Source organism: Streptococcus sp. HCA-5024, from assembly GCF_037890265.1.
In the GTDB taxonomy this organism is placed as follows: domain Bacteria; phylum Bacillota; class Bacilli; order Lactobacillales; family Streptococcaceae; genus Streptococcus; species Streptococcus lingualis.
On the sequence record NZ_JBBKBR010000003.1, the window covers coordinates 1 to 26,111 of the forward strand.

Consider the following 26,111-nt stretch of genomic DNA (forward strand, 5'->3'; position numbering starts at 1 on the left):
TTGTCCCAGCCTCCTCGCTCTTGTTTCTAACCTCTAAGAGACAATTGCTGCTTATTTTTTAAGTTTCTCGCTCACTTCTTTTGCAAGGACAAAGTTCCCCAAGGTCGCTGAACCATTGCCAGCAACTGCAGGTGTCACAATATAATCTCTCACATCAGGTACAGGGAGGTAACCGTTCAAGAGGGCAGTAAATTTCGTGCGAACACGATCTAACATATGTTGTTGAGCCATTACTCCTCCTCCAAAGACAATGACGTCTGGGCGGAAGGTAACTGTCGCATTCACTGCTGCTTGTGCGATGTAGTAGGCTTGAATATCCCATACATTGCTGTTGAGTTCAATGTTTTCCCCACGAATACCTGTACGAGCTTCCAGACTAGGACCAGCCGCAAGGCCTTCCAAACAGCCATTGTGGAAAGGACAAACACCCTTGAATTCTTTTTCCACATCCATTGGGTGTTGGGCCACATAGTAGTGCCCCATTTCTGGGTGCCCAGCTCCCCCGATAAACTCGCCACGTTGGATGACACCAGCTCCGATTCCTGTTCCGATTGTATAGTAAACCAAGTTTTCGATATGGCCACCCGCATTATTGCGTGCGACCACTTCGCCATAGGCAGAGCTATTCACATCTGTCGTGAAATAGATAGGTACATTCAAGGCACGACGGAAAGCCCCAACGATATCTACATTGGCCCAATTCGGTTTTGGAGTCGTTGTGATGAAACCATAAGTGTTTGAATTTGGATCGATATCAATTGGTCCAAATGAACCAATCGCAAGCCCAACTAAATCCTCAAATTTTGAGAAAAATTCAATACACTTATCAATCGTCTCAATTGGCTTGGTTGTTGGAAATTGTACTTTTTCCACAACATTATAGTTTTCATCACCAACCGCACAAACAAATTTTGTACCGCCAGCTTCCAAACTTCCATATAATTTTGTCATGTTGGCTCCTTTTTTATTATGAAAAATATCCTGTATTTATTATAGCATATTTTGTAGTCAATCTTTTTCTCTTCTCTAAAGAAAAAACACACCTTTTTTTGAGAAATAAAATTCAAGGACTGGAGATGATAGACCAGTCCTTGAGAACTTATTATTTCGATTAAGCTTTGACTTCGATGATCGCATCACCCTTCGCAACAGATCCAGTTGCAACAGGTGTGACAGAAGCAAAGTCAGCCGTGTTAGTGACGATCACCATAGTTGTGTCTTCAAGACCAGCTGCGGCAATTTTCGCTGCATCAAATGTACCAAGGACATCACCAGCTTTGACTTTATCGCCTTGAGCTACTTTTTGATCAAATCCTTCACCGTTCATTGATACTGTATCAATACCAACGTGGATCAAGATTTCAGCACCATTAGCTGTCTTCAAACCGTAAGCATGACCAGTTGCGAAAGCAATAGTTACTTCAGCATCTGCTGGTGCATAGACAACGCCTTCAGTTGGTTTGATGGCAATTCCTTGTCCCATCGCTCCACTTGAGAAGACAGGATCATTCACATCAGCAAGTGCTACAGCACTACCAACGATAGGAGAGATGATGGTTTCGTCTTGAAGAGATGCTGGAATAACTCCAGTTGTTTCTTCTTCAATAATTGCACCAGCTTCTTTGTCCTCTGCAGGAACTGATGAAGCTTCATCTTCATAACCAAACATATAAGTCAAACCGAAACTTAGTGCAGTTGTAAATACAACCATAAATACATATTTCAATAATTGACCATTTAGATAGAGAAGTGTACCTGGAATAATTGTAATACCAAATCCTGTACCAGCCAGATTTAACATAGATGCAATCCAACCACCTACAGCACCTGCTCCCAAAGCAATAACGAATGGTTTCACATAACGCAAGTTCACCCCGAAGATTGCAGGCTCAGTAATACCTAGCAAAGCAGAAATAGTTGCTGGGAATGCTAAAGCTTTCACTTTTTGAGATTTAGATTTTACTGCCACTGCTAAAGTAGCACCAGCTTGCGCAGTCATAGCTGCTGTAATGATTGCATTAAATGGATCTTTTTTATCTGCAGTAATTAATTGTGATTCAAGAAGATTAAAGATATGATGGACGCCAGTAACGACAATCAACTGATGAACCCCACCGATAAGAAGCCCTGCAAGTCCGAATGGTAAATTTAAAATAAACTTAGTTGCATTCAGTACATATTCTTCAATGCTGTGGAAGAATGGACCAATAATAAACAAAGCGAGGAATGACATGATTGTTAATGTGAATAATGGAACCAATAACAAATCTAAGACATCTGGAATTTTCTTATGGAGCCACTTTTCAAGTTTCGCACCAATTAGACCAACGAAGAAAGCGGGAAGAACTGAGTTCTGGAATCCAACCACATGATGGAAGATACCAAAGTATGTTGCTGCCTTAGAAGGATCTTCCGCTACAACCCACGCATTTGGAAGTGTCGGACTAACCATCATCAAACCAATTACAATCCCAAGAACAGGATTTCCTCCGAATACTCGGAACGCAGACCATGAAATCAAGGCTGGGAAGAAGGCAAACGCGGTATCAGTTAAAATTGTTGAATATGTATAAAAATCAGTAGATTTAAATGCGTCTGCTGTTGTACCAAACAAAGCCAAAACCTGGTCTTGAGCAATAGCACCGCGAATCCCCATAAACAATCCAGTTGCAACGATCGCTGGTAAAATTGGCACAAAAACGTCTCCAAAGGTACGGATCGCACGTTGGAACCAGTTTCCTTGTTTAGCAGCTTCAGCTTTCATTTCATCTTTTGATGATGTTGGTAAGCCAAGAGCTACTACTTCATCATAGATCTTGTTTACAGTACCAGTACCAAAGATGATTTGGTATTGACCTGAGTTAAAGAAAGCACCTTGTACTTTTTCAATGTTCTCAACAACATCTTTGTTGATTTTTGATTCATCTTTTACCATCACGCGAAGACGAGTCGCACAGTGAGCAACACTGCTAACGTTCTCAACCCCACCGATTGCATCTATGACTTTTTTTGCAATTTCTGTATTTGACATTTGCAAAAATCTCCTTATTTTTTATTGTTTTGAAAACGGTTCACCCGCCTCTACGTTTTTAATTGTACCACGTATTGAAAATATGTCAACCGTTTTGCAGGATTTTTTTGAAACTTTTTTGGACTTTTTGACACATTTTGATAGCATGAAACTATTTTCATTTTAAGACAGGCCTATACTACGCTTTTTAGCACTTTAAACCAGTCTTTTATTTTCATTTTCTTTCATTTTTTCATAGATTTCCAACTTCTCCTCTTTTCTTCAAGCTACAAAATAGATGTCAATCGTTTGACATTTTTTGCCGTTTTTTTCATTTATCGCTTGCATTTTTAATAGGAAATCGGTACTATGGAAGTAAGAAAAAATTCGGAGGAATAAAATGGAATGGACAACTGAACGTCGTTACAGACGTTACGAAGACTGGACAAAAGAAGAAAAGCAAGCCATCCAAGAAAACATGGCGAAATCTCCTTGGCATACACATTATCATGTAGAGCCAAAAGCTGGTCTCTTAAATGATCCTAACGGTTTTTCCTACTTTGATGGAAAATGGATCTTGTTTTACCAAAATTTCCCATTTGGTGCAGCCCATGGGTTAAAATCATGGGTACAAACAGAAAGTGAAGACTTGGTTCATTTCAAAGAAACTGGTGTAACGCTTCTTCCAGACACAGATCTGGATAGCCATGGAGCTTATTCCGGATCAGCCATGCAGTTTGGTGACAAACTATTCCTATTCTACACTGGAAATGTTCGTGATGCAGAATGGGTTCGTCATCCTTACCAAGTCGGTGCTTTGATGGATAAAGACGGCAAGATTGAAAAAATTGACAAAATCTTGATTGATCAACCTGCTGACTCTACGGATCACTTTCGTGACCCACAGATTTTTAATTTCAAAGGTCAATTCTACGCTATCGTTGGTGGTCAAGACCTTGAGAAGAAAGGATTCATCCGTCTCTATAAGGCTGTAGATAATGACTATTCCAACTGGGTTACAGTCGGTGACTTGGATTTTGCAAACGATCGGACAGCTTATATGATGGAATGTCCCAACCTAGTCTTTGTAGGAGACCAACCCGTTCTCCTATACTGCCCTCAAGGCTTAGATAAAGCCGTTCTCGATTATGACAATATCTATCCAAATATGTACAAGATTGGGGCAAGCTTTGACCCAGAAAAGGCCAAAATGGTTGATGTATCTGAATTGCATAATCTCGACTATGGTTTTGAAGCCTATGCGACTCAAGGATTTAATGCTCCCGATGGACGTGCCTATACTGTTAGCTGGCTAGGTCTTCCAGACGTTTCTTATCCAACGGATTCCTATGACTACCAAGGAGCTCTCTCACTGGTCAAAGAATTAACCATCAAAGATGGCAAGCTCTACCAATACCCAGTTGAAGCCATCAAAGACTTGCGCGCTGAGAGTGAGGAATTTGCCAACAAGGCACAAACCAAGAACTGCTATGAATTGGAATTGCAGTTTGAAAAGGATAGCCAGAACGAAATCGTCCTCTTTGCCGATGCAGAAGGGAAGGGCTTAGATCTCACATTTGATCTGGCTAAAGGATTGGTCACAGTCGATCGAAGCCAGGCTGGTGAGCAATATGCCCAAGAATTCGGTGCGAGCCGTAGCTGCACAATCGCTAACCAAGCAACAACCGCTAATATTTTCATTGACAATTCGATTTTTGAAATCTTTATCAATAAAGGAGAAAAAGTATTTTCTGGTCGGGTCTACCCACATGCAGATCAAAATGGAATCTTGATCAAGTCTGGAACCCCTACTGGAACATACTACGAACTTGATTATGGTCGCAAAGCTAACTGATGTCGCCAAACTCGCCGGTGTCAGCCCTACTACTGTCTCACGGGTTATCAATAAAAAAGGATACCTGTCTGAAAAAACGATCCAAAAAGTCCAAGAAGCCATGCGAGAATTGGGCTATAAACCTAACAATGTTGCTCGTAGCCTCCAAGGAAAATCAGCCAAGTTAGTCGGCTTGATCTTTCCCAACATCAGTAATGTTTTCTATGCTGAATTAATCGACAAACTAGAGCACCAACTCTTCAAACACGGCTATAAAACCATCATCTGCAATAGTGAACACGACTCCGAAAAAGAGCGCGAATACATTGAGATGTTGGAGGCCAACCAGGTAGATGGCATCATTTCAGGAAGCCATAATTTGGGCATTGAAGATTACAACCGGGTAACTGCTCCTATCATTGCTTTTGACCGCAACCTCTCCCCAGAAATTCCGGTTGTCTCTTCAGACAACTACGCTGGCGGGGTGCTTGCAGCAGAAACTTTAGTAAAAACCGGAGCCCGAAAGATTATCATGATCACAGGTAATGACAACTCTAACTCCCCAACTGGCTTGCGTCATGCGGGATTTGCATCAGTTCTACCTGAGTCCATGATCATTAATGTTTCCAGTGATTTCTCCCCTATTCGCAAAGAAATGGAAATCAAACAGATTTTAACCCACCACAAACCAGATGCCATTTTTGCCTCCGATGATTTGACGGCGATCTTGATCATGAAAGTCGCTAGAGAATTAGATATTCAGATTCCTCAGGATTTGAAAGTGATTGGTTATGATGGAACCCAGTTCATCGAGACCTATACACCTGAACTGACAACCATCCAACAACCCCTCGAAGACATTGCTATCCTCATGGTGGATCTTTTACTCCAAAAGATAGAAGGAAAAAAAGTAGCAACTACCGGTTATTTCTTGCCCGTTAGTCTCCACTCTGGAAAAAGTGTCTAAAACAACCCCTACAGTTCTATACTGTAGGGGTTATTATTCGTCAAAAAAAGGCTGGGCAAAAATTGTCTAGCCTTTTATATTTATTTTATATTTAATAGAAATAACTGTATGACGCAGTGGTTGATTGGCATCTTTGTTCGCCTTTTAAGCTCCAAAGATGACCTAATCAACTGTGCGGGGGTGGGAAAACGAACTCTTTTAACTAGTTGGAGTTCTTTCCCACTCCCTTTTTACTTATTCTTCTGCCACAAATTGACTGAGGACACCATTGACAAATCGTGAAGAGGTTTCATCTGAAAAGGCCTTGGCCAATTCCACCGCTTCATTGACTGCGACGATCTGTGGTGTATCAAACTCTGTCATTTCATAAATTCCCAGACGAAGGATATTTTTCTCTACCAAGGTCAAGCGCTCAACAGTCCAGCCGGTTTTCAAATGTTGACCGATTTGTTGGTCTAGTTGATCTTTTGACTGATAGACACCCGTCACGAGATTCATGAGAAAGGCAGGTAGATCGACTTCTTTGTCTTCTGCTAGGTCCTTGTCATGTAGATAAGCAAAGCGACAAGCTTCAACAATGTCTCCATCGTATTCCAAGGCCATCAAGGCTTGGAAGGCGCGCTCGCGCAAATCTCGACGTGATTCTAATAAAATTTCATCAGTCATTGAGGAAGTCCTCATTAAACAAGTCTTTCAAGTCTGGTTTTGGAGATTTTTCCGTTGCGATACCGACAACGTGAATGTTGACAGCATCCAAGGTTACATCTGCCATATCATAAACTGCAGACTTGACCGCTTTTTGAATGGCTACAGCGACAGATGGTACAGCCACTCCATATTCTAAATAGAGATAGATGTCTACTGAAACTTGACCATCTTCTTCTGTATGAAGGTAGACGCCACGTCCAAGGGAGCGTTTGGATAAGCTATCTGAAACACTCTTGTTTTCAAGCGAATAGACACCCTCTACTTTTGCTGTCGCAATCGCAATAATTTTTTCTAATACACGTGGTGCAATAACGATGTCACCAAATTGTTCAGTTGCCATAGAAGTTCCTTTCTATTTGACACCCTGAGATGTCTCTTATGCACGAGAAACGTAAGTTCCTTCAGTAGTGTTAATGACCAATTTTTGTCCAGCTTCGATGAAGTCAGGAACGTTTACGACCAAACCAGTTTCCATTGTAGCAGGTTTACCAGAACCAGTCACTGTAGCACCTTTGATAGATGGTTGAGTTTCTGCAACAGTCAATTCAACAGTTGTAGGAACTGTTACACCGATGACTTCGCTTCCGTAGAATTGAATTTTTACTTCTGAGTTTTCAAGGATATAAAGCAATTCTTGTTCTACATTCACAACTGGAATTTCATATTGGTCATATGTTTCAGTGTTCATGAAGTAGGCTGTATCATCCATTTTGTACAAGTATTGAGCTGGAACAGTTTCGATAATCGCTTGTTCAAATTTTTCTTCTGGACGGTAGCTTGTATCAAATGTTGAACCAGTACGGACATCACGCAATTTCATACGCATGATAGTATTTCCTTTACCTGGTTTGTGGTGGCTAGCTTCCAAAACGCGGATCAATTTTCCGTCAGCTGTTTCAAAAGTCATACCAGCTTTCAATTTACTTGCTTCGATCATGTTTTATTACCTCTTTTTTAAAAATAGATTACTCTTTATTGTAACACACTATTTGATTTTTCTCAAACAGCAATTACCTCTTTTGGAGAAGAAAGGATTGCTATGGACCGCCCCTGATCCATCCACATCCAAATTACCCTTTGCTTCTTTCGTGTTTTGTTCTGTTAGTTCCTATACCAAAATGGATAGGGCTCCAAATAAGATGTCAGGGAGAAGAACTCCTCTACAATTCATTTCATAGTCTTCTCTTCACATCTCTGTCTAAACAGAAGTTAAGAGAAACGTATATTTTAAAGGACAATCAATTCTTTAGGAGCAAGAGTCAAGACTTCACAACCTGTTTCTGTGATCAAAAGGTCATCTTCGATCCGCACACCAGAGAGACCTTCAATATAAATACCTGGCTCATCTGTTAAGACCATCCCTGCTTGAATCGCTTCTTTAGACGTTTGGCTGAAGTATGGTTCTTCGTGGATATCTAGCCCAATTCCATGACCGATTCCATGAGTAAAGTATTGACCATAGCCGGCTGCCTCGATCACATCCCGAGGGATTTTATCAAAATCACGGAAGCCAAGTCCATCTTTAGCCGCATCAATCAAGGCTTGATTGGCCTTCAAAACTGTTTCGTAAATTTCTCTTTCCTTGTCGCTGACATGTCCTGCATAGATAGTCCGTGTCATATCGCTGACATAGTGATCATACAAGCAACCAAAATCAAGGGTCAAGGCATCTCCTGCTGAAATCACCCGATCACTTGGAGTCGCGTGAGGCATGGCAGAGCGTTCACCAGCTGCTGAAATAATATCAAATGATACACCAGAAGCTCCCAACTCCCGCATTCTAAAGTCGAGGAAAGTCGCTGCTTCCAACTCTGTCGTTTTCCCTACCTTGATATAGTCTAAAATATCATGGAAGGCTTGGTCAGAGATGCTACAAGCTTTTTTAATGGCCGCAATCTCAGTTTCATCCTTAATTAAGCGCAATTCCATTACAAAATTCGCTAGGGATTGAAGGCTAATGCCACTGAAAACAGAAGCCATACGGGCATGGTAGGCCACCGTCACTTCATCCTCAAAACCAAGTTCTTTGATTCCAAGGTCCTTAACGATCTCTGCAGCTGCAGTCAACTCATCGCGGGTTTCAACAATCTCTACAAAGGGGAAACAAGTCGCATGGGCATGGATGGTGTAGCGCGAATCTGTAAAGAGTACCACGCGTTCTTCTGTCACCAAAGCGGTCCCGTTTGAACCCCAGAAATTAGTCAAATAATAAACATTTTTCAAATTGTTAATCAATATCGCTTTGAGGTTTTGGGCTTTCATTTTGTTTCTTAAGTTGCTGATCCGTTGATTCATTGTAATTTTCCTTTCAAATATTGTCCTGTGTAGCTAGCAGGATTGGCTGCTACTTCTTCTGGCGTTCCGGTCGCAATAATGGTTCCGCCACCGATACCACCTTCCGGTCCTAAATCAATGATATGGTCTGCTGTCTTAATGACATCCAAATTGTGCTCAATCACAAGGACCGTATTGCCATCATCCACAAATCGCTCTAAGACTTTGATCAAGCGAGAAATGTCTTCGGTATGAAGTCCAGTCGTTGGTTCATCCAAGATATAGAAGGATTTTCCTGTAGAGCGCTTGTGCAATTCAGAAGCCAACTTCATCCGCTGCGCTTCCCCACCTGAAAGGGTGGTCGCTGGTTGCCCCAGTGTTACATAGCCCAAGCCCACATCTTGGATGGTCTTGAGTTTGCGTTCAATTTTTGGAATGTGCTTGAAGAATTCAACTGCCTTATTGACCGTCATATCCAGCACTTCTGCAATATTTTTTTCCTTGTAGTGGACTTCAAGGGTCTCACTATTGTAACGACGTCCATGGCAGACCTCACAAGGGACGAAGACATCTGGCAAGAAGTGCATTTCAATCTTGATGATCCCATCTCCTGAGCAGGCTTCACAACGCCCACCCTTGACATTGAAACTAAAGCGGCCTTTTTTATAGCCCCGAATTTTGGCTTCATTGGTCTGAGCAAAGAGATCGCGAATATCATCAAAGACGCCTGTATAGGTCGCTGGATTGGAACGAGGAGTCCGACCAATCGGGCTTTGATCAATGTCGATCAAGCGATCGATATGCTCAATCCCCTGAATGGTCTTGTATTTCCCTGGTTTTTCCGAATTGCGGTTGAGCTTTTGAGCGATGGCTTTTTTCAAGATGCTATTGATCAAGGTCGATTTCCCAGAACCGGAAACTCCAGTGACTGCGATAAATTTGCCCAAAGGAAAACGCGCCGTGATATCTTGCAAGTTGTTCTCACTGGCCCCTGTAATTTCAATAGAACGACCATTTCCTGAACGGCGCTCTGTTGGAACCGGAATCTTGCGCTTGCCGGACAAATATTGGCCGGTAATGGATTTACTATTACGAGCCACCTGCTTTGGAGTTCCCGCAGCAACGATCTCTCCACCAAAGACACCGGCACCTGGGCCGACGTCGATCAGGTAGTCTGCCTCCCTCATAGTATCTTCGTCGTGTTCGACGACGATCAAGGTGTTGCCTAAATCTCGCATCTTCTTGAGACTGGCAATCAAGCGGTCATTGTCCCTTTGATGGAGGCCGATAGACGGCTCATCCAAAATATAAAGGACACCAGAGAGGTTGGAACCGATCTGGGTTGCCAAACGAATGCGCTGGCTTTCTCCACCTGATAAGGTCCCAGCCGATCGTGACAGGGTCAAGTAATTGAGACCCACATTGTTTAAGAAGGTCAATCGATCCTTAATCTCTTTTAAGATCGGTCTTGCAATCGTGGCTTCATTGTCTGTTAAGACCAACTGATCCACGGCTTTTAAGTGGTCCGCAATCGATAGATCTGACACTTCCCCGATATGCATCCCCTTTTCTCCTCCGACACGAACAGAAAGAGCTTGGTCATTGAGACGGTAGCCATGGCAGGTCGCACAGGTCAATTCGTTCATATAAGAGCGCATTTGGTTGCGGGTGAAATCACTATTGGTCTCACGGAAACGACGGTGAATATTGTTTACGACCCCTTCAAAAGGAATCTCAATATCTCGAACCCCACCAAACTCATTTTCATAGTGGAAGTGGAATTCCTTGCCATTTGACCCATAGAGGACCAAGTCCTTTTCTTCTTGAGAAAGATTGGAAAAAGGCTGGTCCATATCAACGCCAAAGTGGATCATGGCCTGTTCTAACATCTGTGGATAGTAGTTGGAGGAGATCGGATTCCAAGGAGCAAGTGCTCCTTCGCGAAGGGTTAAGCGATCATCTGGCACCACCAAATCCAAGTCCACCTCTAGCTTAATACCCAGCCCATCACAGTCTGGACAAGATCCGAAAGGTGCATTGAAAGAAAAGAGGCGGGGCTCTAATTCAGGAACGGTAAAGCCACAGACTGGGCAAGCATAATGCTCAGAAAAGAGTAGCTCCTTGCCGTCCATGGTATCAATCACCACATAACCATCCGCAATCCGAAGAGCTGCTTCAATCGAATCAAAGAGCCGCGAGCGAATGCCCTCTTTGATCACGATTCGGTCCACAACCACTTCAATCGTGTGCTGCTTGCTTTTAGATAGTTCTGGAACCTCTGTCACATCATAGATCTCACCATCGACCCGCACCCGGACATAGCCGTCTTTTTGCACCTTTTCAATGATATTCTTGTGCTGGCCTTTTTTCTTGCGAATAATAGGAGCTAGAATTTGCAGGCGTTGGCGCTCTGGTAATTCCAAAACTTGATCGACAATTTGCTCAACCGAAGAAGCGGTAATAGCGCCATGTCCATTGATACAATAAGGCGTCCCTACACGCGCATAGAGCAGGCGCAGGTAGTCATTGATCTCTGTCGCCGTCCCCACTGTAGAACGGGGGTTTTTACTGGTCGTTTTTTGGTCGATGGAAATGGCTGGACTCAAGCCGTCAATGGAGTCCACATCTGGTTTTTCCATATTTCCCAAGAACTGACGGGCATAGGCCGATAAGCTCTCCACGTAGCGGCGCTGACCTTCTGCATAGAGGGTATCAAAGGCCAGACTGGACTTTCCAGAACCAGACAACCCCGTCACCACGACTAATTTGTCCCGTGGAATTTCCACGTCTATATTTTTTAAATTATGGGCGCGTGCCCCATGAATGACAATTTTATCTTGCATGTTCTTACTCTAATCACCTTTTTGTTAACCTCCATTATAACAAATTTTTTAGTATTCTTTTATCCAAAACCGTCCTTTTTCTGATATAATGTTAAGGTGTAAAAAAACAAGGGGAGGCACCATGAAACAGGTCTTTTTATCGACAACGACTGAATTTAAAGAAATAGAGACGCTGGAACCCGGTAGCTGGATCAACCTTGTTAACCCTTCTCAAAGTGAATCGATGGAAATCGCCTCTGCTTTTAATATCGATATTGCAGACTTGCGGGCACCACTCGATGCGGAAGAAATGTCCCGTATGACCATCGAAGATGAGTATACCTTGATCATCGTCGACGTCCCCATCAAGGAAGAGCGGAACAATCAGACCTACTACGTAACCATTCCGCTAGGGATTATCCTAACAGAAGAGGCTATCATCACGACTTGCTTGGAGAAATTGCCACTTCTCGATATCTTTATCAACCGACGCTTGCGGAATTTCTATACCTTTATGCGGTCGCGCTTTATCTTTCAGATCCTCTATCGTAACGCTGAACTCTACTTGTCAGCGCTTCGTACCTTGGATCGCAAAAGCGAGCAGATTGAAAGCCAATTGCACAAATCAACGCGTAATGAAGAGCTGATTGAGTTGATGGAGTTGGAAAAAACCATCGTCTACTTTAAGGCCTCTCTGAAAACCAATGAGCGCGTGATCAAGAAATTGACCAGTGCCACCAGTAACATCAAGAAATACCTAGAAGACGAGGATCTGTTGGAAGATACCTTGATCGAAACCCAGCAGGCCATTGAGATGGCAGATATTTATGGAAATATCCTGCACTCCATGACCGATACCTTCGCATCAATCATCTCCAACAACCAGAACAACATCATGAAGACCCTGGCCCTCGTCACCATTGTCATGTCCATTCCGACCATGATCTTTTCGGCCTACGGGATGAACTTCAAGGACAATGAGCTTCCGCTCAATGGCGAACCCCATGCTTTCTGGCTGATTATTTTCATCGCCTTTGCCCTGACCGGGTCTCTCGTCGTCTACCTCATCCATAAAAAATGGTTCTAACCAAACTTGTACATCAAAGGAGTAACTATGTCTCAAACCGACCTTCATCAACTTAGTAAGAAAAATCAAGAATTTATCCGGATCGCCAAACACCAATTGCTTGAAAACGGGAAATCAGAGGAAGAAGCAGAAAGCCTCATCCAAGAAATCCTTCCAGCTATCCATGAAAACCAAGGAAAAGGAATTCCAGCACGGACCCTTTTTGGAGCTCCAACTGTTTGGGCGAATTCTTTCAGCGAGAAAGAACGCTATGAAAAAGAGCATCCGAAATTAAACGATGCTCCCTCTCTTATGATTTTGGATTCCTTCCTCTTTATTTTTGGTGTCTTTGCTGCGATTAGCGCCTTTATGAACTTGGTCGCACCGCGTCGTACTGGCTATGGGTTGATCACCTTGATCCTTGGAAGTTTGACAGGGGCTTTGCTCTTATACCTTATGTACTACTTCTTCTATCAGTATATGGATGGCACCAAAGATCGTAGCGAGCGTCCTTCTCTTTGGAAATCCATGCCGATTCTTGTTGGAGTCATGTTCCTTTGGGTCATTGTCTTGTCCTTTACTTCCTTACTCCCACAAGTTCTCAACCCAACTATTCCAGATGTTTTTGCCATCGTTTTAGGAGCTCTAGCGCTTGTCCTTCGCTTCTACCTCAAGAAACGCTTTAATATTAAAAGTTCGAGCACAGCACCTGCAACTCGACGTTAAGAAAACGGATGAAGTTTAAACTGCACCCCAAAAGTTAGACAGAAAAAATCTAATTTTTGGGGTGTTTTTATTATGAAATCGACTTATGAGAATAATGTTTAGCTCTATGAACCTATAAAACCAGGATATGTAAAACAACTCTCAAAAAATTTTGGATAAACATTTCCAATTTAAGCCACATAATAAAGAAAAGAAACTTCACTATTCTCCTGATTATGGAGGATAAAAAAACTCACTGCTGTTATCCAGCAGTGAGCCATTCATCCTATCTAACCATAAGAAATTCTAAAAATCTAGAGAATAATAATGCTGACCTCCCCACAGGTTAACAGCTCCCCACGGAGAGTTTACTCCTACACCGATTAGGACAGATCCGTTGGCTCGTTGTCCATAAGGAATATGTGACTTCCATGTTGAGCGATTGCTTATTGTATTCGGCCACCATGCCCAATCCGTGAAATACATGTTACTTACACTTCCACTATTCGTGTATGAATATCCTGAAGCATGAAATGTTACATTTAGTACGTTTAATCCCACTAAACTATAACCATTAGTACCAGTTGATTGACTTATATATCCTGCATTTACTTTTCCGGTGAAAAGAAGAATTATCATTCCAGTTAACATCACAAGAGTTATTTTAATTTTTTTTGCCATGTTCAATCACCTCATCTGTTTTTACGAATGGCATCAACAATGGACTGTTTCCCTGTCATATAGATAGGAATGAGCCCACTAGTCATTAATACAGCAAACGTAAGTAAAATTAATGAAACTATAGAAGTTAGATAGAAATGAATGATATCAACTACTTCTAATTGAAGCATTTGAATAGCTAATATAGTTAGTATAAAAATCAGAATACTTGATAAAGTAATTATTTTCTTTCCATAATTTAATAACTCGAGAATAAATAATCTAAAAACATGTTTTGTACTGTATCCCATAGCCTTTAATACGCCAACTTCGTATTTTCTCGTTCGATTTATTAAAAAGAAGACAAAAGATAAGATTGCAACTACAAGTAAAAGCATGACAAACGAAATAATTAGCAAAAAGTTTTTTATGTATTTTAAACCTTTATTAAATTCTTTATAATTCTCGAAAGACGAAACAATCGAAAATTTATCCGAAATTTTTTTAATACGATTAATTTCTTGAGGGACATCTTTGCTATCCTTTACAGTAACATGTACTGCACTTGGTGCCCATTCTTTTACAGGAAGATCATCAATTGTTTCTCTCTGTTTGCTTTCTGCACCTATATATTTGCTCTGTATTTTCAGCATCTCATCACTCGCCATGAACAAGGTGTTATCATTTACAGAATAGTTAAACGGATACTCCTCTTTTACGATCCCAAGTATTTTAAACGTTTGTTCCTCTTTCACATACAGGTCTCCGTCAGATTTATAATAAGTTCCTTCTTTATCTATATGAGATTCATAAATATTAATGGGGACATAATATGTAAGTGTCATCTCGGACCCAGCTACAATGTCTTCTAATTTTTGTTCTTTGATAAATGATTCCGAAACAAATATTCCCCTATTCGTAGTCCTATCAAAGTATTTAATCTGTCTCTGAGTCGTATTCGTATCAAATAACGGTTGCACACTGTAATTCTTGGATAAATTAATATTCTTACCATTAATAGATAGATTCGGTGAAAAATCTCGACTCATTTTTAAATAGTTTTCAGCATTTTCAAAAGTCATTCCAATACTAGGAAATTCAATATATGGTTCTAATTTGTATACATTCGTACTATCAGAAATTTGATGTATTTCCTTATTCGAAAGCGATTGGAAATCATCAATCACCTTGCTCGTTCCAAGTCCTATTGAATCATTAATAACCAAGAAACCATTTTCTAATGAATCACTGATTAATCTTTGATACTTAGAAGAAAATAATGATTGAATATTCATAGAACCAACTGCAAGCGAAACTGTGAAGGAAATTAGTATTAATAAAAGTACAGGTAAAGGAGGTACCTTCCTTTTCTTTTGGATCTTTAATCTAATATGTTTCTTTAGTTTACTAGCATGCCACTCTTCTTGAAAATTACACTCTATGTCTTCTTTCATTCCAATTAATTTTTTGTCTTCGAAATGTAGCTTTATATCTCCTTTGTTAATCACATATTCATCGTGTGAAACTACAATAACGATTTTATTATATTTATTTGCTAGTTTTAACAGTAAAGATGAGACAATTTCTCTATTTTCAGAATCCAAAGAATTTGTAGGTTCATCTGCTAAAATAATATTCTTATCTGTTATCATCCCTCTAGCAATGGCAACACGTTGTTCTTCTCCTCCAGATAAATCCTCAGGATATACATCCTTCAACTCTAAAATTCCTAACTCACTTAGAATATTATCTATTTTATTTTCTATTTCTCTAGTTGATAATTTGAAAAAATTTAACGAAATTTTTAAATTGTCGTACACAGTTAGGTCTTTAATTAGATTATGATTTTGAAATATAAAAGCAATATTTTGCGCAATAAAGGATGAAACAATCTTCTTGTTACTCGTATCAATTTTAGAGCCATCGTAAATATAAGTTACTTTGGGGTCATACTCTGAAATCAGTCCAATTTTATTCAGTAACGAAGATTTTCCAACACCTGATTTTCCATAAATTGTATATAATTTTCCCTCTTTGAACTTTAGAGATGTTGGAAGCAACAATGTTTTCTTGCCATACTTAATGGACAAGTTATGAATTTCAAACATAAATGGACACCTCCTTGTGATAGCGCTTACTTTTTGATGATATTATAACTCTTTTTTTATTCGTTGTCAATTTAAATGAGTAAAATACTTTTATATCAAATAAAATTAAACCTCTAGTTGATATCTCTATCTAGAAAATTGACTTTCAACATCAACTATAGTTAAAAGACAAACAAAAAACCTACCCAAAGGCAGGTCTGACAAATTAATCTTGTTTTATAATTTCTGTGGTTGGTAAAAGCACTGCAATAATTATGGAGCATTATTTTACTGCATATCATTGTTCAATCTTTTTGAAAAATAGAGGACTAAGTCATCATTGTTTTCACAAGAACTGTAAGGGGCCAAGGGGTGATCCCTAAACCAAACCCCAGATCCATCTGGGATATAGCCCCGTTTGACATACATTCTTTGAGCTGGGCCATAACCCGAGTGTAAACCAACCCCTAAAGTAACAATCTCTGATAGTAGCCAGACTCTTTTTTCTGCCTCCTCTAAGAGTTGATTCCCAATCCCTCGATTTCTAAATGGCTCAAAAACATTAAAATCAGATAGTTCAGGATAGACTCCTACGAAAGGGCCGTGCTTGGCAGCAGGCAATATAGTGATATAACCTGCCACAAATCCATCCGACTCAGCTACTAATACGTCCCTCTCTCTATTCTCCTGCTCCTGAAAATAGCTAGTCAAGATATCCTCTCTACCCGGCCACCCTTGGTGAATAAAGGCTTGAGAGATATGCTCAATATCTGCCTTTATCATCCTCCTGATGATTACACCTTCCTTCATAATTCCCTCCTTGATACATTTCTTCCCACATTATAACACGATTAGAGCTAGGGAAAAGTCAAAGAGGTCCACCCAGACCTGAAAAAAGACCCGTAAGGGTCTTAATTCGCTCTCTTATTTTCAAACTCATGAAAAAGAGGTCCACCGGACCTGAAAAAAAGACCCAGCAGGGGGTCTTTTCTTTAATCTTCGTTTACGAAAGGCATCAAAGCCATTACGCGAGCGCGTTTGATAGCTGTTGTTACTTTACGTTGGTTCTTCGCTGAAGTTCCAGTTACACGACGAGGAAGGATTTTCCCACGTTCTGAAACGAAACGGCTAAGAAGCTCAGTATCTTTGTAATCGACATATTCGATTTTGTTTGCTGCGATGTAATCAACTTTTTTACGGCGTTTGAATCCGCCACGACGTTGTTGAGCCATGTTTAATTCTCCTTTATAGTTTTAATTCGTTAAACCCATTCTTAGAATGGAAGATCGTCGTCTGAGATATCCATTGGATTGGCTCCAAATGGATTTTCTTCACGACCAAAGTTTGGCGCTGCATTGCTTGGTTCAGATCCACCAAAACTTGGGGTTGCATTTCCAGCAAAACCACCATTGCCCGATGAATAGCCACCACCTGCATGCCCTTCGCGTGCTGCACGGCTTTCCAATAGTTGGAAGCTGTCTGCTACGACTTCAGTGACATAAACACGTTGACCTTGCTGGTTTTCGTAATTACGTGTTTGAATGCGACCGGTAATCCCAATCAAAGCACCTTTCTTAGCCCAGTTGGCTAAGTTTTCTGCTTGCTGACGCCAGATCACACAGTTGATGAAATCGGCTTCGCGCTCTCCATTTTGACTCTTGAAGTTGCGATTGACAGCTAGGCTGAAAGTAGCAACTGCTTGATTGCTTGGAGTGTAGCGAAGTTCAGCATCACGGGTCATACGACCGACAAGTACAACATTGTTAATCATAAGTCACCTCGGATGATTTCTTACGCGTCAACTTTTACGATCATGTGACGAAGAATGTCACCGTTGATTTTTGAAAGACGGTCGAACTCGTTAAGAGCTACAGCGTCGTTCGCTTCAACGTTCACGATGTGGTAAAGTCCTTCACGGAAATCTTGGATTTCGTATGCAAGACGACGTTTTTCCCAATCTTTTGATTCAACAACAGTTGCACCGTTGTCAGTCAAGATAGAATCGAAACGTGCTACCAAAGCGTTTTTAGCTTCTTCTTCAATGTTTGGACGAATAATATAAAGAATTTCGTATTTAGCCATTGATAATGTTCCTCCTTTTGGACTAATGACCCCCTGTCTTTGCAAGGGGTAAGTGAGGTTTACTCACAAGAAACTATTATACCAGACTTTTCGAACAAAGGCAAGAATTATCTTTAGGATTTAAAAAATGATTTCTGGACGTCCCCTTCGAGAAAAAAGAAAGAAATGTCCTAAAAAATGATATTTTATAGAAGAAACCCTCCCCTTCTTTCTCCTCTTTCCTTAAAGAAAACTGATATCAGTTAGCTTTAAGCTTGAGTCTTTATACTAGCTACAACAAATCTCAAGAAACGAGGAACGATTATGAATTATCTTATCATCCCCGCCTATCAACCGGATCTGAATCTTGTCAAACTGGTTCGCCTGGTTCACGCTAAGAGCGATCTCCACATCATCGTGGTCGACGATGGGAGTGACGCTGACAAGAAAGCGATTTTTGACAAATTAGAGGGTCTTGCGACAGTTCTGACCCATGAGCACAACCAAGGAAAAGGGCAAGCTCTCAAAACTGCTTATGCCTACATCCTAGAAAGAGGCACCTATGGAAGCATTGTTACAGCTGATGCAGACGGTCAGCACAAAATTTGGGATATTTTCAGGGTTGTTAACCAATCTCAAGAGCATCCTGGAACACTTATTCTAGGAGCACGCGCCTTTTCTGGAAAAGTTCCTTTACGTTCTGCTTTCGGGAATAAATTGACTCGCTTCTTGTTTAAACAACAAACGGGAGTGGCAGTCAGCGATACTCAGACTGGCTTACGGGCCTTCACTACAAATATGTTACCTTTCATGCTTGAGGTTGACGGACAGCGTTATGAATATGAGATGAATGTTCTCCTTGCAGCAAGCAAGTCCTTCCCCATTCTAGAAGTTCCGATTGAAACAGTCTACATCAATGACAATGAAGGTTCCCACTTCCGACCTATCCGAGATGGCCTCATGATCTACAAGGACATGTTTAAGTTTGCCCTCTCCTCTCTGAGTAGTTTTATCGTTGACTATCTGGTCTACGCTTTCTTCCTTTTCGTGATGATGGCTGTGCCCATTAGTCTTCGCATTCTCCTAGCGAACGGGATCGCTCGTGTGACGAGTTCCATTTTTAACTACTCGACTAACAAGCACCTGGTCTTTAAGAATAAAGACAGCGTCGCTAAAACAGGAAGTGGCTACTTTGGTCTAGCCCTCGGCCTCTTTATTCTCGATACGCTCTTGATTCGACTCTTCTATACTGCTTTCGGGCTCAATCTCCTGATCAGTAAAATTGTCGTTGGCTTCCTCCTCTTTCTGGTCTCATGGGTGATCCAGAAAAAAGTAATCTTCAAAGAAAGGACAGCTCCCCACCATGAAATTCTTTAAAAAATCCTATACCTATGCTGCCTGCTTTGGCCTTCTTTTGACCAGTAGTTTTAGCTACTCGATGCTCAAGACCTTTGTCTTATCCGATGCCATCCAAACCGTAAAAGCTACTACTACGGACACTAAGGCAGCCAAAAAAGCAGCTGCTTCAGCTACAACGACTGATACTAGCTATTCAGATGACAATATCCAGGTGAGCCTAACAGAAAAAACGATTGAAAATACCCAGGTTTACATTGCAGATATCACAGTCAGCTCGGCAGATTATCTCAAAACAGCCTTTGCACAAAACACCTACGGGACAAATGTAACGGCTAAGACTTCCGTCACTGCAGCTGAGAACAATGCTATTCTAGCCGTCAATGGAGACTACTACGGAGCTAATAGCACCGGCTATGTCATCCGAAACGGAGTGGTCTACCGCGATACGGTTCGGGAAGATTCAAGCAATGGTGACCTAGCCATTTACAAGGATGGATCCTTCAAAATTATCTATGAAGATGAGATCTCTGCAGATCAATTGGTCAAAGATGGGGTCGTCAATCTCCTTGCCTTCGGACCTTCCTTGGTTGAAAATGGTGAGATTACGGTCGATACGAACTCAGAAGTTGGACAATCCATGGCGTCAAATCCACGGACAGCGATTGGGATCATCGATGAAAACCACTACATTATCGTCGTGTCAGACGGACGGACTTCAGAGAGTGAAGGCCTGTCTCTCTACCAATTAGCAGAAGTGATGAAGTCTTATGGCGTTAAAACAGCCTACAACCTGGACGGGGGTGGATCTTCTACCCTTTACTTCAATGGCCAAGTTATTAATAAACCAACAACAAATGGTACTATCTCAGAAAGGGCGGTGAGTGACATTGTCTACATCGGTTACTAATCCTATTAAACAACGCTTGAAAAAGACCATCCTATGGTACATTCTTATCTCGGCTTTCTTCTTTGTCGGAAGTCGCATCTACGAACACTTTAGTTTTGGCGAAACCTCTGCCTTCATGCACTACCTCTTCTTGATTCCTTTGATCGGTGGCGCCTTACTAGTGCTTCTACAGTTGATGGTGAAAGGCTTCTCTCGCCTGAGCCTCAATCTTTGGAATTCAGGAGTGGCTACGCTCACAGCCGGGGCCCTCTACCGAGGGATTGTCAACCTCTCTGGTCGATCTACTACAATGGATCAACCCTATTATTACCTTGGAGTTGCCTTTCTAGCACTAGCTCTGATCAGCCTCTTCTTTGTCCGCAGTGTCTGGGTAGAGAAAACAGCCTAAGATCAAAAACGTCCGTTTCTTTATAGAACGGACGTTTTTTTGGAGTAAGTTAACGGATGAGCGACTTAGCCTTCACGTTTTTTGCTGGCTACAAATCCTGCTAAAGCTAGTGAGGTCATGCCAAAGAGGCTAAGGACGGTCGAAGCCAATTCTTCTTGACCTGTTTTTGGAAGACCAGTTGCTGGTGTAGCAGCTACTTCTGTTTGTCCACCCGTATGATAAGTGACAGCAACTGGTTTGTTTGTTGCCACTTCTTTTGTTTCGCTTGCAGCTGGTTGAGCTGGAGTTACTGAGCTTTCAGGTTGTGGAGTTGGGGTAACAGGAGTTACTGGAGCTACAGGATGAACTGGACTTACTGGATCAACTGGCGCTGGCTGTGGTTGTGGAGTTGGTTCTGGAGTTGGTTGAGGGGTTGGTTGTGGTTCTGGAGTAGGTGTTTCTTCTTCCACTTTTTCCACAAAGGTCTTATTGCCCAAGATTGAAGCAGACAACTTCTTCCCTGCCTTATTCACATCTTCGATGTATTGGATAAAGACTTCAGTATCTGGATTAATGGCACCGATCAATTTTGTATCACGGAAGACTGAGAAGCCATCTCCGCCACCATACAAGAAGTCGTTGATAATTGCCTTGTAGGTCTTGTTGCGATCAATTTCGGTTCCGTCTGCCTTGTAAGCTTTCACGACCTTATATGGATTTTCTTCTGTTGCATCAGCCGGTTTTGTATAGGTGTACTTGATCCCTGCCATTTGCAAGAAGTAAAGCTCTTTCTCATCATATTGTTGGTCCAAAGCTTTGTAGATTTGGTCCCCAGTGATTTCTACTACTTGGAGGATATTTCCAAATGGTTGCACTGCTTGAGCTGCACCCCAAGTGACTGTTCCGTCTGGTTTCACCACGAGGTCTGCACGGATTCCTCCATTATTGGTGAAGGCAAAGTCAACATCTGGATAACCTGATTTTTTGGCAATATCTAGTTGCGCTGCTGTGACCAAATCTCCAACAGCACTTTCTTTTTGCGCATTCAATTCACGGGTAATATTTTCAGCTTTTTCTGCTGTACCGATTTCTGCTTCTGTTACTTTTTTAACCGTCGCATTGGCATCATCGATGATCGCTTGAACCTTGGCATCTTTTGCTTTGCCTTTCGATGGATCTACCGCAATAATTTTAGCAGTTGGAGCTTTGACAAAGTCAGCTGTATCTGTATCTAGGACTCCACGGACATCAGAGTAGGCTTTCCCTTGAGACGTACCTTGAACGATCAAGGTATTTCCGACCATTCCATTTGTATATTGGTGGTTATGACCTGCAAATACGATATCCACTGAGTTTTCAGGATAGATTTGATTTAATTTTTTGATCATGTCTGCAGCCGGACCTTCTGCTACACCGTTTTTGCTGGTAGCAGCAACGTGGGCCAAGACAGCGATAGCATGAACCCCTTGGTCATTTAATTCACGCGCATATTTAGCAATCGATTCTGCTTCATCCAAAACACGGTATTGTTCATGATTTTTACGCAAAACAAGATTTGGGAATTCTGTCGTAACAACCCCGATAAATCCGACTTTAACAGTCTTGTCATTGACTGGGATTTCTTTGATGGTATAAGGCTTCCAGTCAAATGGGATTTTGTTAGTATCCTTGTCGACCAAGTTGGCAATTACAACTTCTTGTTTGGAAGCTTCATGAGGATACTCATCGACGATCTTATTGAATTGACCAGGTGTTGGGGCTTCTCCCTTCATGATCCGGTTGAATTCACCAAGTCCTTCGTCAAACTCGTGATTACCAAGAGTTCCGTATTCAAAGTTCATTTCATTGAAGACTTTTACAGTTGGTTCATCTTGAAGGAGGGCAGAATTGGCTGGACTAGCTCCGACCATATCTCCAGCTTGCACACGGATGCTGGCATTTGGCGTTCCGGCATTCTCCGTTTCAAAGTCCTTTTGCGAATCGTTCAAATAGGTTGCCAAAAGTGGGGCTGTTCCTGCGTTTTTCACAGTTTCGCCTTCTAAACGAGCTGTCCCCGTTTGTTCCAAGGCACCGTGGAAGTCATTGACTCCCATGAACTGCACTGGCAATTCATCTGCGAAAACGCTATTGATCGCAAAAACACTGAGACCGGCAGCGACTGCTAGGATACTGCTTTTCAAGATAACTTTTTTCTTCATTGAATACTCCATTTTCTAATGTCGGACACTTCTCCAAAGAGGAGAAAGCAGAAAAGTTGATTTGCTGCAATCAGCTCTTCCATTTTACTATTTTTTCGGTTTTTCTTCAATATTTCTTTGAAAACTCTTCCATCTTTCTCTAGAAAACGCTTGATTCCCGAACATCTCTCCCCGTATTTTTATTCTCTACTGTATTCAAATCACAAAAAAGCCGGATTACTCCGGCTATTTAGAATGTAGACAAACTATTTTAAAGTAAAATAAGTAAAGTTATTCTGCAAAGAAATAAAAATGAGTTCCATTTTTTAAATCGATTCCAAAAAATGCCGAAACTTTCCGCTGTGAGAAAAGTGCCTGAAACAATAACGTTTCAGGCACTCGGAATTATTGAGACCCTAGGCTCAATAATTAGTCATGGAACTTCGAAGAAGTTCGCTGACGTCCGTACTCACCTAAGGAAAGTTTTTAATATGACTTTGTCTTAAATCTAAAAAGCCGGATTACTCCGGCTCTTTCTATTATTTATTCACGTTTTCCCATTTCCAGTTTTGAACTTCTGGAATGTCGTCTCCGTTTTCACGGATGTAGTCATGGTGGAAGGCGATTGTTTCATCCATTTGAGCTGCGAATTCAGCTGCTTCTGCTCCAAGAGCTGCATTAGCTGCATCTTGTGCCAAGTGGAAGCGATCCAACTCAGACATCACACGCATATCAAATGGTGTGGTGATATCCCCGTTTTCACGGTAACCATGCACGCGCAAGTTATGGTTGTGACGGTTGAAGAAGATATCACGGATCATGCCTTCGTAACCATGGAAGGCAAAGATGACTGGTTTATCAGTTGTGAAGACTTTGTCAAATTCTTCATCTGAAAGCCCACGCGCATCAACGGATGGGTGACGCAATTTCAAGATGTCGATAACGTTGACAAAGCGGATCTTCAATTCTGGGAAGGCCTTGTGCAAGATTGTGATGGCTGCAAGAGCTTCTAAGTTTGGCTCTGTACCTGCAGCTGCAATAACAAGATCTGGCTCTTCATCTGCTGAAACAGTTGATGCCCAATCGATCACCTTGTATCCTTCACGAACCAATTCTTCTGCTTCAGCTGCTGAGTAGAATTGAGGACGTGGGTGTTTAGAAGAAACGATCAAGTTGATCACATCTTCTCCCTTGAAGGCTTCATCCATTACCGCAAGCAAGCTATTGGTATCTGCTGGCAAGTACTCACGGATATATTCAGGAGTTTTCTCAGCCAAGTGAGTCAAGATACCTGGATCTTGGTGAGTGTAACCATTGTGGTCTTGTTGGAAGACAGTTGAAGTTGCAATCAAGTTCAAGGCTGGGTAGTTTTTACGCCATGTTGTATGGGTCTTAGACTTACGCAACCATTTGAAGTGTTGAGTGATCATAGAATCCACAACACGAAGGAATGATTCGTAAGAAGCGAAGAAGCCATGACGACCTGTCAAGACATATCCTTCAAGCATTCCTTCTGCTTGGTGCTCTGACAATTGAGAGTCAATGACACGACCAGCAGGGCTCAACGCTTCATCGTAGTCTGGTTTCATACGTCCTAACCATTGACGGCTTGTACGAGTAAAGACTTCTTGAAGACGGTTTGATTTGGTTTCATCCGGTCCAAAGATACGGAAGTTGTGTGGGTTCGCATCCACAAGATCTGCTGCATACTTACCAAATTCGATCATATCTTGCGCCATGATAGCACCTGGTGTTTCGATCTTGAAGGCATGTTTCTTCCAATCAGCTGTGTTCATTGGTTTGATCACACCAGCATTTGTGATTGGGTTCATCGCCATGCGACGGTCACCTTTTGGTGCAATTTCCGCAATTTCCGGAACTAGTTTACCAGTTTCGTCGAACAATTCAGCTGGACGGTAAGATTCCAACCATGAAAGAAGAGCATCGACATGCTCCATGTGGTGAGCATCTACTGGGATTGGAACTTGGTGCGCACGGAATCCACCTTCGATTGGTGTTCCTTCCCATGCTTTTGGACCAGTCCAACCTTTAGGAATACGAGCAATCAAGACAGGGTATACTGGTTGAGTTGCTTCTTCAGCAGAACCTTTACGAGCTTCTGCTTGGACTTTCTTGATTTCTTCAATTGCTTCGTCCAATTTTTCAGCGAACAAAGCGTGTGCAGCTTCGTGGTCTTCTGAAATCGCAGTGACGTTCGCAAAAATTGGTTTCCAACCAAGACCTTCAAAGAAGAGGGCCAATTCTTCGTCTGTTTTGCGTTCGAAGATGGTTGGGTTGTGGATCTTCCCACCATTGAGGTAGAAGATTGGAAGGATAGCCCCATCGTTGACTGGGTTCAAGAAGGTATTTGACAACCAACCAGCCATCAATGGACCTGTTTCACCTTCACCATCACCGATAACTGTGGCAGCAATCACATCTGGATTATCCAATACAGCACCTGCAGCGTGAGAAAGGGCATAACCAAGTTCTCCACCTTCGTGGATAGATCCTGGTGTTTCAGGCGCAGCGTGAGAAGCGATTCCTCCTGGGAATGAGAAGATCTTACACAAGTGTTTGAAACCTTCTTCATTTTGTGGGATGTTTGGATTCAATTCAGTATAAGAACCATCTAAGTATGAGTTCGATACCATTACTTGTCCACCGTGACCTGGTCCTTCAATGTAGAACATATCCAAGTCGTATTTGTTGATGGCCCGGTTCAAGTGTGCGTAAATAAAGTTTTGTCCTGGTACAGTTCCCCAGTGTCCGATTGGGTGAGCCTTCAAGTCGTTTTCAACCACTTCACGTTTCAACAATGGGTTGTCTTTCAAGTACATTTGAGCAGCTGAAATGTAGTTGGCTGCACGCCACCAAGCGTCTACTTTATCCAAGTAAGCTTTGCTGTTATAATCGACAGTCATCTTGTCTCCTCACAATTTCTAGACAGGTCTGTTGAATAACCTGTTCGTTTGATCAATAGTTTAAACAATCTGTTTTCAATCAAACAGATGATATTGAAGAAAATATTCAATATTACTTCTATTCTATCAAGAATTTCCCTTTTTGTACATCAGAAAGTAAGAAAAATATTCTTTGAACGTCAA

Annotated in this window: 22 protein-coding genes; 7 read left to right on the forward strand and 15 right to left on the reverse strand. The window is 41.7% G+C overall.

All coding sequences use genetic code 11. The annotated features are described in order from the left end of the window. Positions 1-51: 51 nt before the first annotated feature. Positions 52-951, reverse strand: a complete 900-nt coding sequence (gene scrK / locus WKT08_RS05825) for a fructokinase ScrK (RefSeq protein WP_118396571.1) — start codon at positions 949-951, stop codon at positions 52-54. A gap of 160 nt (positions 952-1,111) precedes the next feature. Then, a complete protein-coding gene (locus WKT08_RS05830; RefSeq protein ID WP_118396569.1) occupies positions 1,112-3,031 on the reverse strand; it encodes a sucrose-specific PTS transporter subunit IIBC in 1,920 nt (639 codons plus the stop codon). Between the two features lie 379 nt (positions 3,032-3,410). On the opposite strand from WKT08_RS05830, the gene WKT08_RS05835 reads away from it, so the two are divergent. Next, on the forward strand, positions 3,411-4,865 hold the full coding sequence (locus WKT08_RS05835) for a sucrose-6-phosphate hydrolase (protein WP_340280737.1): 1,455 nt from the start codon (positions 3,411-3,413) through the stop codon (positions 4,863-4,865). Further along, a complete protein-coding gene (locus tag WKT08_RS05840; RefSeq protein ID WP_024055083.1) occupies positions 4,846-5,811 on the forward strand; it encodes a LacI family DNA-binding transcriptional regulator in 966 nt (321 codons plus the stop codon). Before WKT08_RS05835 ends, WKT08_RS05840 begins: the two co-directional genes overlap by 20 nt. 234 nt (positions 5,812-6,045) lie before the next feature. Here the strand turns inward: WKT08_RS05840 and nusB are convergent, their stop codons facing one another. From nusB to uvrA, 5 genes are all read right to left on the reverse strand, one after another. Further along, entirely contained in the window at positions 6,046-6,477 is a 432-nt protein-coding gene (nusB, locus tag WKT08_RS05845) for a transcription antitermination factor NusB (protein WP_223344918.1), read from the reverse strand. Beyond that, positions 6,470-6,859 carry an Asp23/Gls24 family envelope stress response protein gene (locus WKT08_RS05850; RefSeq protein ID WP_003005404.1) on the reverse strand — a complete coding sequence of 130 codons (390 nt, stop codon included), beginning with the start codon at positions 6,857-6,859 and terminating at the stop codon, positions 6,470-6,472. The genes nusB and WKT08_RS05850 overlap by 8 nt, the downstream gene beginning before the upstream one ends. A 36-nt stretch (positions 6,860-6,895) precedes the next feature. Next, on the reverse strand, positions 6,896-7,456 hold the full coding sequence (gene efp, locus WKT08_RS05855; RefSeq protein WP_003005479.1) for an elongation factor P: 561 nt from the start codon (positions 7,454-7,456) through the stop codon (positions 6,896-6,898). Between the two features lie 290 nt (positions 7,457-7,746). Next, entirely contained in the window at positions 7,747-8,814 is a 1,068-nt protein-coding gene (locus WKT08_RS05860; protein ID WP_340280743.1) for a M24 family metallopeptidase, read from the reverse strand. After that, positions 8,811-11,636 carry an excinuclease ABC subunit UvrA gene (gene uvrA / locus WKT08_RS05865; protein WP_340280745.1) on the reverse strand — a complete coding sequence of 942 codons (2,826 nt, stop codon included), beginning with the start codon at positions 11,634-11,636 and terminating at the stop codon, positions 8,811-8,813. The genes WKT08_RS05860 and uvrA overlap by 4 nt, the downstream gene beginning before the upstream one ends. A 121-nt stretch (positions 11,637-11,757) precedes the next feature. On the opposite strand from uvrA, the gene WKT08_RS05870 reads away from it, so the two are divergent. Both WKT08_RS05870 and WKT08_RS05875 read left to right on the forward strand, forming a co-directional pair. Beyond that, positions 11,758-12,702, forward strand: coding sequence for a magnesium transporter CorA family protein (locus WKT08_RS05870; RefSeq protein ID WP_003005422.1), 945 nt, complete (start codon positions 11,758-11,760; stop codon positions 12,700-12,702). 27 nt (positions 12,703-12,729) lie between these two features. Then, a complete protein-coding gene (locus WKT08_RS05875) occupies positions 12,730-13,407 on the forward strand; it encodes a DUF1129 domain-containing protein (RefSeq protein ID WP_340280748.1) in 678 nt (225 codons plus the stop codon). Positions 13,408-13,692: 285 nt separating this feature from the next. Here WKT08_RS05875 and WKT08_RS05880 read toward each other — a convergent pair whose 3' ends face one another. The 6 genes from WKT08_RS05880 to rpsF form a co-directional block, all read right to left on the reverse strand. Then, entirely contained in the window at positions 13,693-14,067 is a 375-nt protein-coding gene (locus tag WKT08_RS05880; RefSeq protein ID WP_340280750.1) for a hypothetical protein, read from the reverse strand. A gap of 11 nt (positions 14,068-14,078) precedes the next feature. After that, positions 14,079-16,154 carry an ATP-binding cassette domain-containing protein gene (locus tag WKT08_RS05885; RefSeq protein WP_340280752.1) on the reverse strand — a complete coding sequence of 692 codons (2,076 nt, stop codon included), beginning with the start codon at positions 16,152-16,154 and terminating at the stop codon, positions 14,079-14,081. Between the two features lie 267 nt (positions 16,155-16,421). After that, positions 16,422-16,943, reverse strand: coding sequence for a GNAT family N-acetyltransferase (locus tag WKT08_RS05890; protein WP_340280754.1), 522 nt, complete (start codon positions 16,941-16,943; stop codon positions 16,422-16,424). A 182-nt stretch (positions 16,944-17,125) separates the two neighbouring features. Beyond that, positions 17,126-17,365: a 30S ribosomal protein S18 gene (gene rpsR, locus WKT08_RS05895; RefSeq protein WP_000068664.1), complete on the reverse strand. Its 240-nt coding sequence runs from the start codon at positions 17,363-17,365 to the stop codon at positions 17,126-17,128. A gap of 41 nt (positions 17,366-17,406) precedes the next feature. Next, positions 17,407-17,904: a single-stranded DNA-binding protein gene (locus WKT08_RS05900; protein WP_003008622.1), complete on the reverse strand. Its 498-nt coding sequence runs from the start codon at positions 17,902-17,904 to the stop codon at positions 17,407-17,409. Between the two features lie 20 nt (positions 17,905-17,924). Then, entirely contained in the window at positions 17,925-18,215 is a 291-nt protein-coding gene (gene rpsF, locus WKT08_RS05905) for a 30S ribosomal protein S6 (RefSeq protein WP_003005040.1), read from the reverse strand. 303 nt (positions 18,216-18,518) lie between these two features. Here rpsF and WKT08_RS05910 point away from each other — a divergent pair, with 303 nt between their 5' ends. Genes WKT08_RS05910 through WKT08_RS05920 form a run of 3 tightly spaced genes read left to right on the forward strand, consistent with a single transcriptional unit; the run spans position 18,519 to position 20,848 of the window. Continuing rightward, positions 18,519-19,571 carry a bifunctional glycosyltransferase family 2/GtrA family protein gene (locus tag WKT08_RS05910; protein WP_049474086.1) on the forward strand — a complete coding sequence of 351 codons (1,053 nt, stop codon included), beginning with the start codon at positions 18,519-18,521 and terminating at the stop codon, positions 19,569-19,571. Beyond that, positions 19,558-20,460: a phosphodiester glycosidase family protein gene (locus WKT08_RS05915; protein ID WP_049474087.1), complete on the forward strand. Its 903-nt coding sequence runs from the start codon at positions 19,558-19,560 to the stop codon at positions 20,458-20,460. The genes WKT08_RS05910 and WKT08_RS05915 overlap by 14 nt, the downstream gene beginning before the upstream one ends. Next, on the forward strand, positions 20,441-20,848 hold the full coding sequence (locus WKT08_RS05920) for a hypothetical protein (protein WP_227038226.1): 408 nt from the start codon (positions 20,441-20,443) through the stop codon (positions 20,846-20,848). The genes WKT08_RS05915 and WKT08_RS05920 overlap by 20 nt, the downstream gene beginning before the upstream one ends. Before the next feature lie 65 nt (positions 20,849-20,913). Here the strand turns inward: WKT08_RS05920 and WKT08_RS05925 are convergent, their stop codons facing one another. Both WKT08_RS05925 and WKT08_RS05930 read right to left on the reverse strand, forming a co-directional pair. After that, positions 20,914-23,025, reverse strand: coding sequence for a surface-anchored 5'-nucleotidase (locus tag WKT08_RS05925; protein ID WP_340280759.1), 2,112 nt, complete (start codon positions 23,023-23,025; stop codon positions 20,914-20,916). Positions 23,026-23,543: 518 nt separating this feature from the next. Beyond that, entirely contained in the window at positions 23,544-25,928 is a 2,385-nt protein-coding gene (locus WKT08_RS05930) for a phosphoketolase family protein (RefSeq protein WP_340280761.1), read from the reverse strand. Between the last annotated feature and the right edge of the window lie 183 nt (positions 25,929-26,111).

Bases quoted from the DNA above. Each gene is read 5' to 3' on its own strand.
- scrK (WP_118396571.1), bottom strand. From the start codon at position 951: ATGACAAAATTATATGGAAGTTTGGAAGCTGGCGGTACAAAATTTGTT.
- WKT08_RS05830 (WP_118396569.1), bottom strand. From the start codon at position 3,031: ATGTCAAATACAGAAATTGCAAAAAAAGTCATAGATGCAATCGGTGGG.
- WKT08_RS05835 (WP_340280737.1), top strand. From the start codon at position 3,411: ATGGAATGGACAACTGAACGTCGTTACAGACGTTACGAAGACTGGACA.
- WKT08_RS05840 (WP_024055083.1), top strand. From the start codon at position 4,846: ATGGTCGCAAAGCTAACTGATGTCGCCAAACTCGCCGGTGTCAGCCCT.
- nusB (WP_223344918.1), bottom strand. From the start codon at position 6,477: ATGACTGATGAAATTTTATTAGAATCACGTCGAGATTTGCGCGAGCGC.
- WKT08_RS05850 (WP_003005404.1), bottom strand. From the start codon at position 6,859: ATGGCAACTGAACAATTTGGTGACATCGTTATTGCACCACGTGTATTA.
- efp (WP_003005479.1), bottom strand. From the start codon at position 7,456: ATGATCGAAGCAAGTAAATTGAAAGCTGGTATGACTTTTGAAACAGCT.
- WKT08_RS05860 (WP_340280743.1), bottom strand. From the start codon at position 8,814: ATGAATCAACGGATCAGCAACTTAAGAAACAAAATGAAAGCCCAAAAC.
- uvrA (WP_340280745.1), bottom strand. From the start codon at position 11,636: ATGCAAGATAAAATTGTCATTCATGGGGCACGCGCCCATAATTTAAAA.
- WKT08_RS05870 (WP_003005422.1), top strand. From the start codon at position 11,758: ATGAAACAGGTCTTTTTATCGACAACGACTGAATTTAAAGAAATAGAG.
- WKT08_RS05875 (WP_340280748.1), top strand. From the start codon at position 12,730: ATGTCTCAAACCGACCTTCATCAACTTAGTAAGAAAAATCAAGAATTT.
- WKT08_RS05880 (WP_340280750.1), bottom strand. From the start codon at position 14,067: ATGGCAAAAAAAATTAAAATAACTCTTGTGATGTTAACTGGAATGATA.
- WKT08_RS05885 (WP_340280752.1), bottom strand. From the start codon at position 16,154: ATGTTTGAAATTCATAACTTGTCCATTAAGTATGGCAAGAAAACATTG.
- WKT08_RS05890 (WP_340280754.1), bottom strand. From the start codon at position 16,943: ATGAAGGAAGGTGTAATCATCAGGAGGATGATAAAGGCAGATATTGAG.
- rpsR (WP_000068664.1), bottom strand. From the start codon at position 17,365: ATGGCTCAACAACGTCGTGGCGGATTCAAACGCCGTAAAAAAGTTGAT.
- WKT08_RS05900 (WP_003008622.1), bottom strand. From the start codon at position 17,904: ATGATTAACAATGTTGTACTTGTCGGTCGTATGACCCGTGATGCTGAA.
- rpsF (WP_003005040.1), bottom strand. From the start codon at position 18,215: ATGGCTAAATACGAAATTCTTTATATTATTCGTCCAAACATTGAAGAA.
- WKT08_RS05910 (WP_049474086.1), top strand. From the start codon at position 18,519: ATGAATTATCTTATCATCCCCGCCTATCAACCGGATCTGAATCTTGTC.
- WKT08_RS05915 (WP_049474087.1), top strand. From the start codon at position 19,558: ATGAAATTCTTTAAAAAATCCTATACCTATGCTGCCTGCTTTGGCCTT.
- WKT08_RS05925 (WP_340280759.1), bottom strand. From the start codon at position 23,025: ATGAAGAAAAAAGTTATCTTGAAAAGCAGTATCCTAGCAGTCGCTGCC.
- WKT08_RS05930 (WP_340280761.1), bottom strand. From the start codon at position 25,928: ATGACTGTCGATTATAACAGCAAAGCTTACTTGGATAAAGTAGACGCT.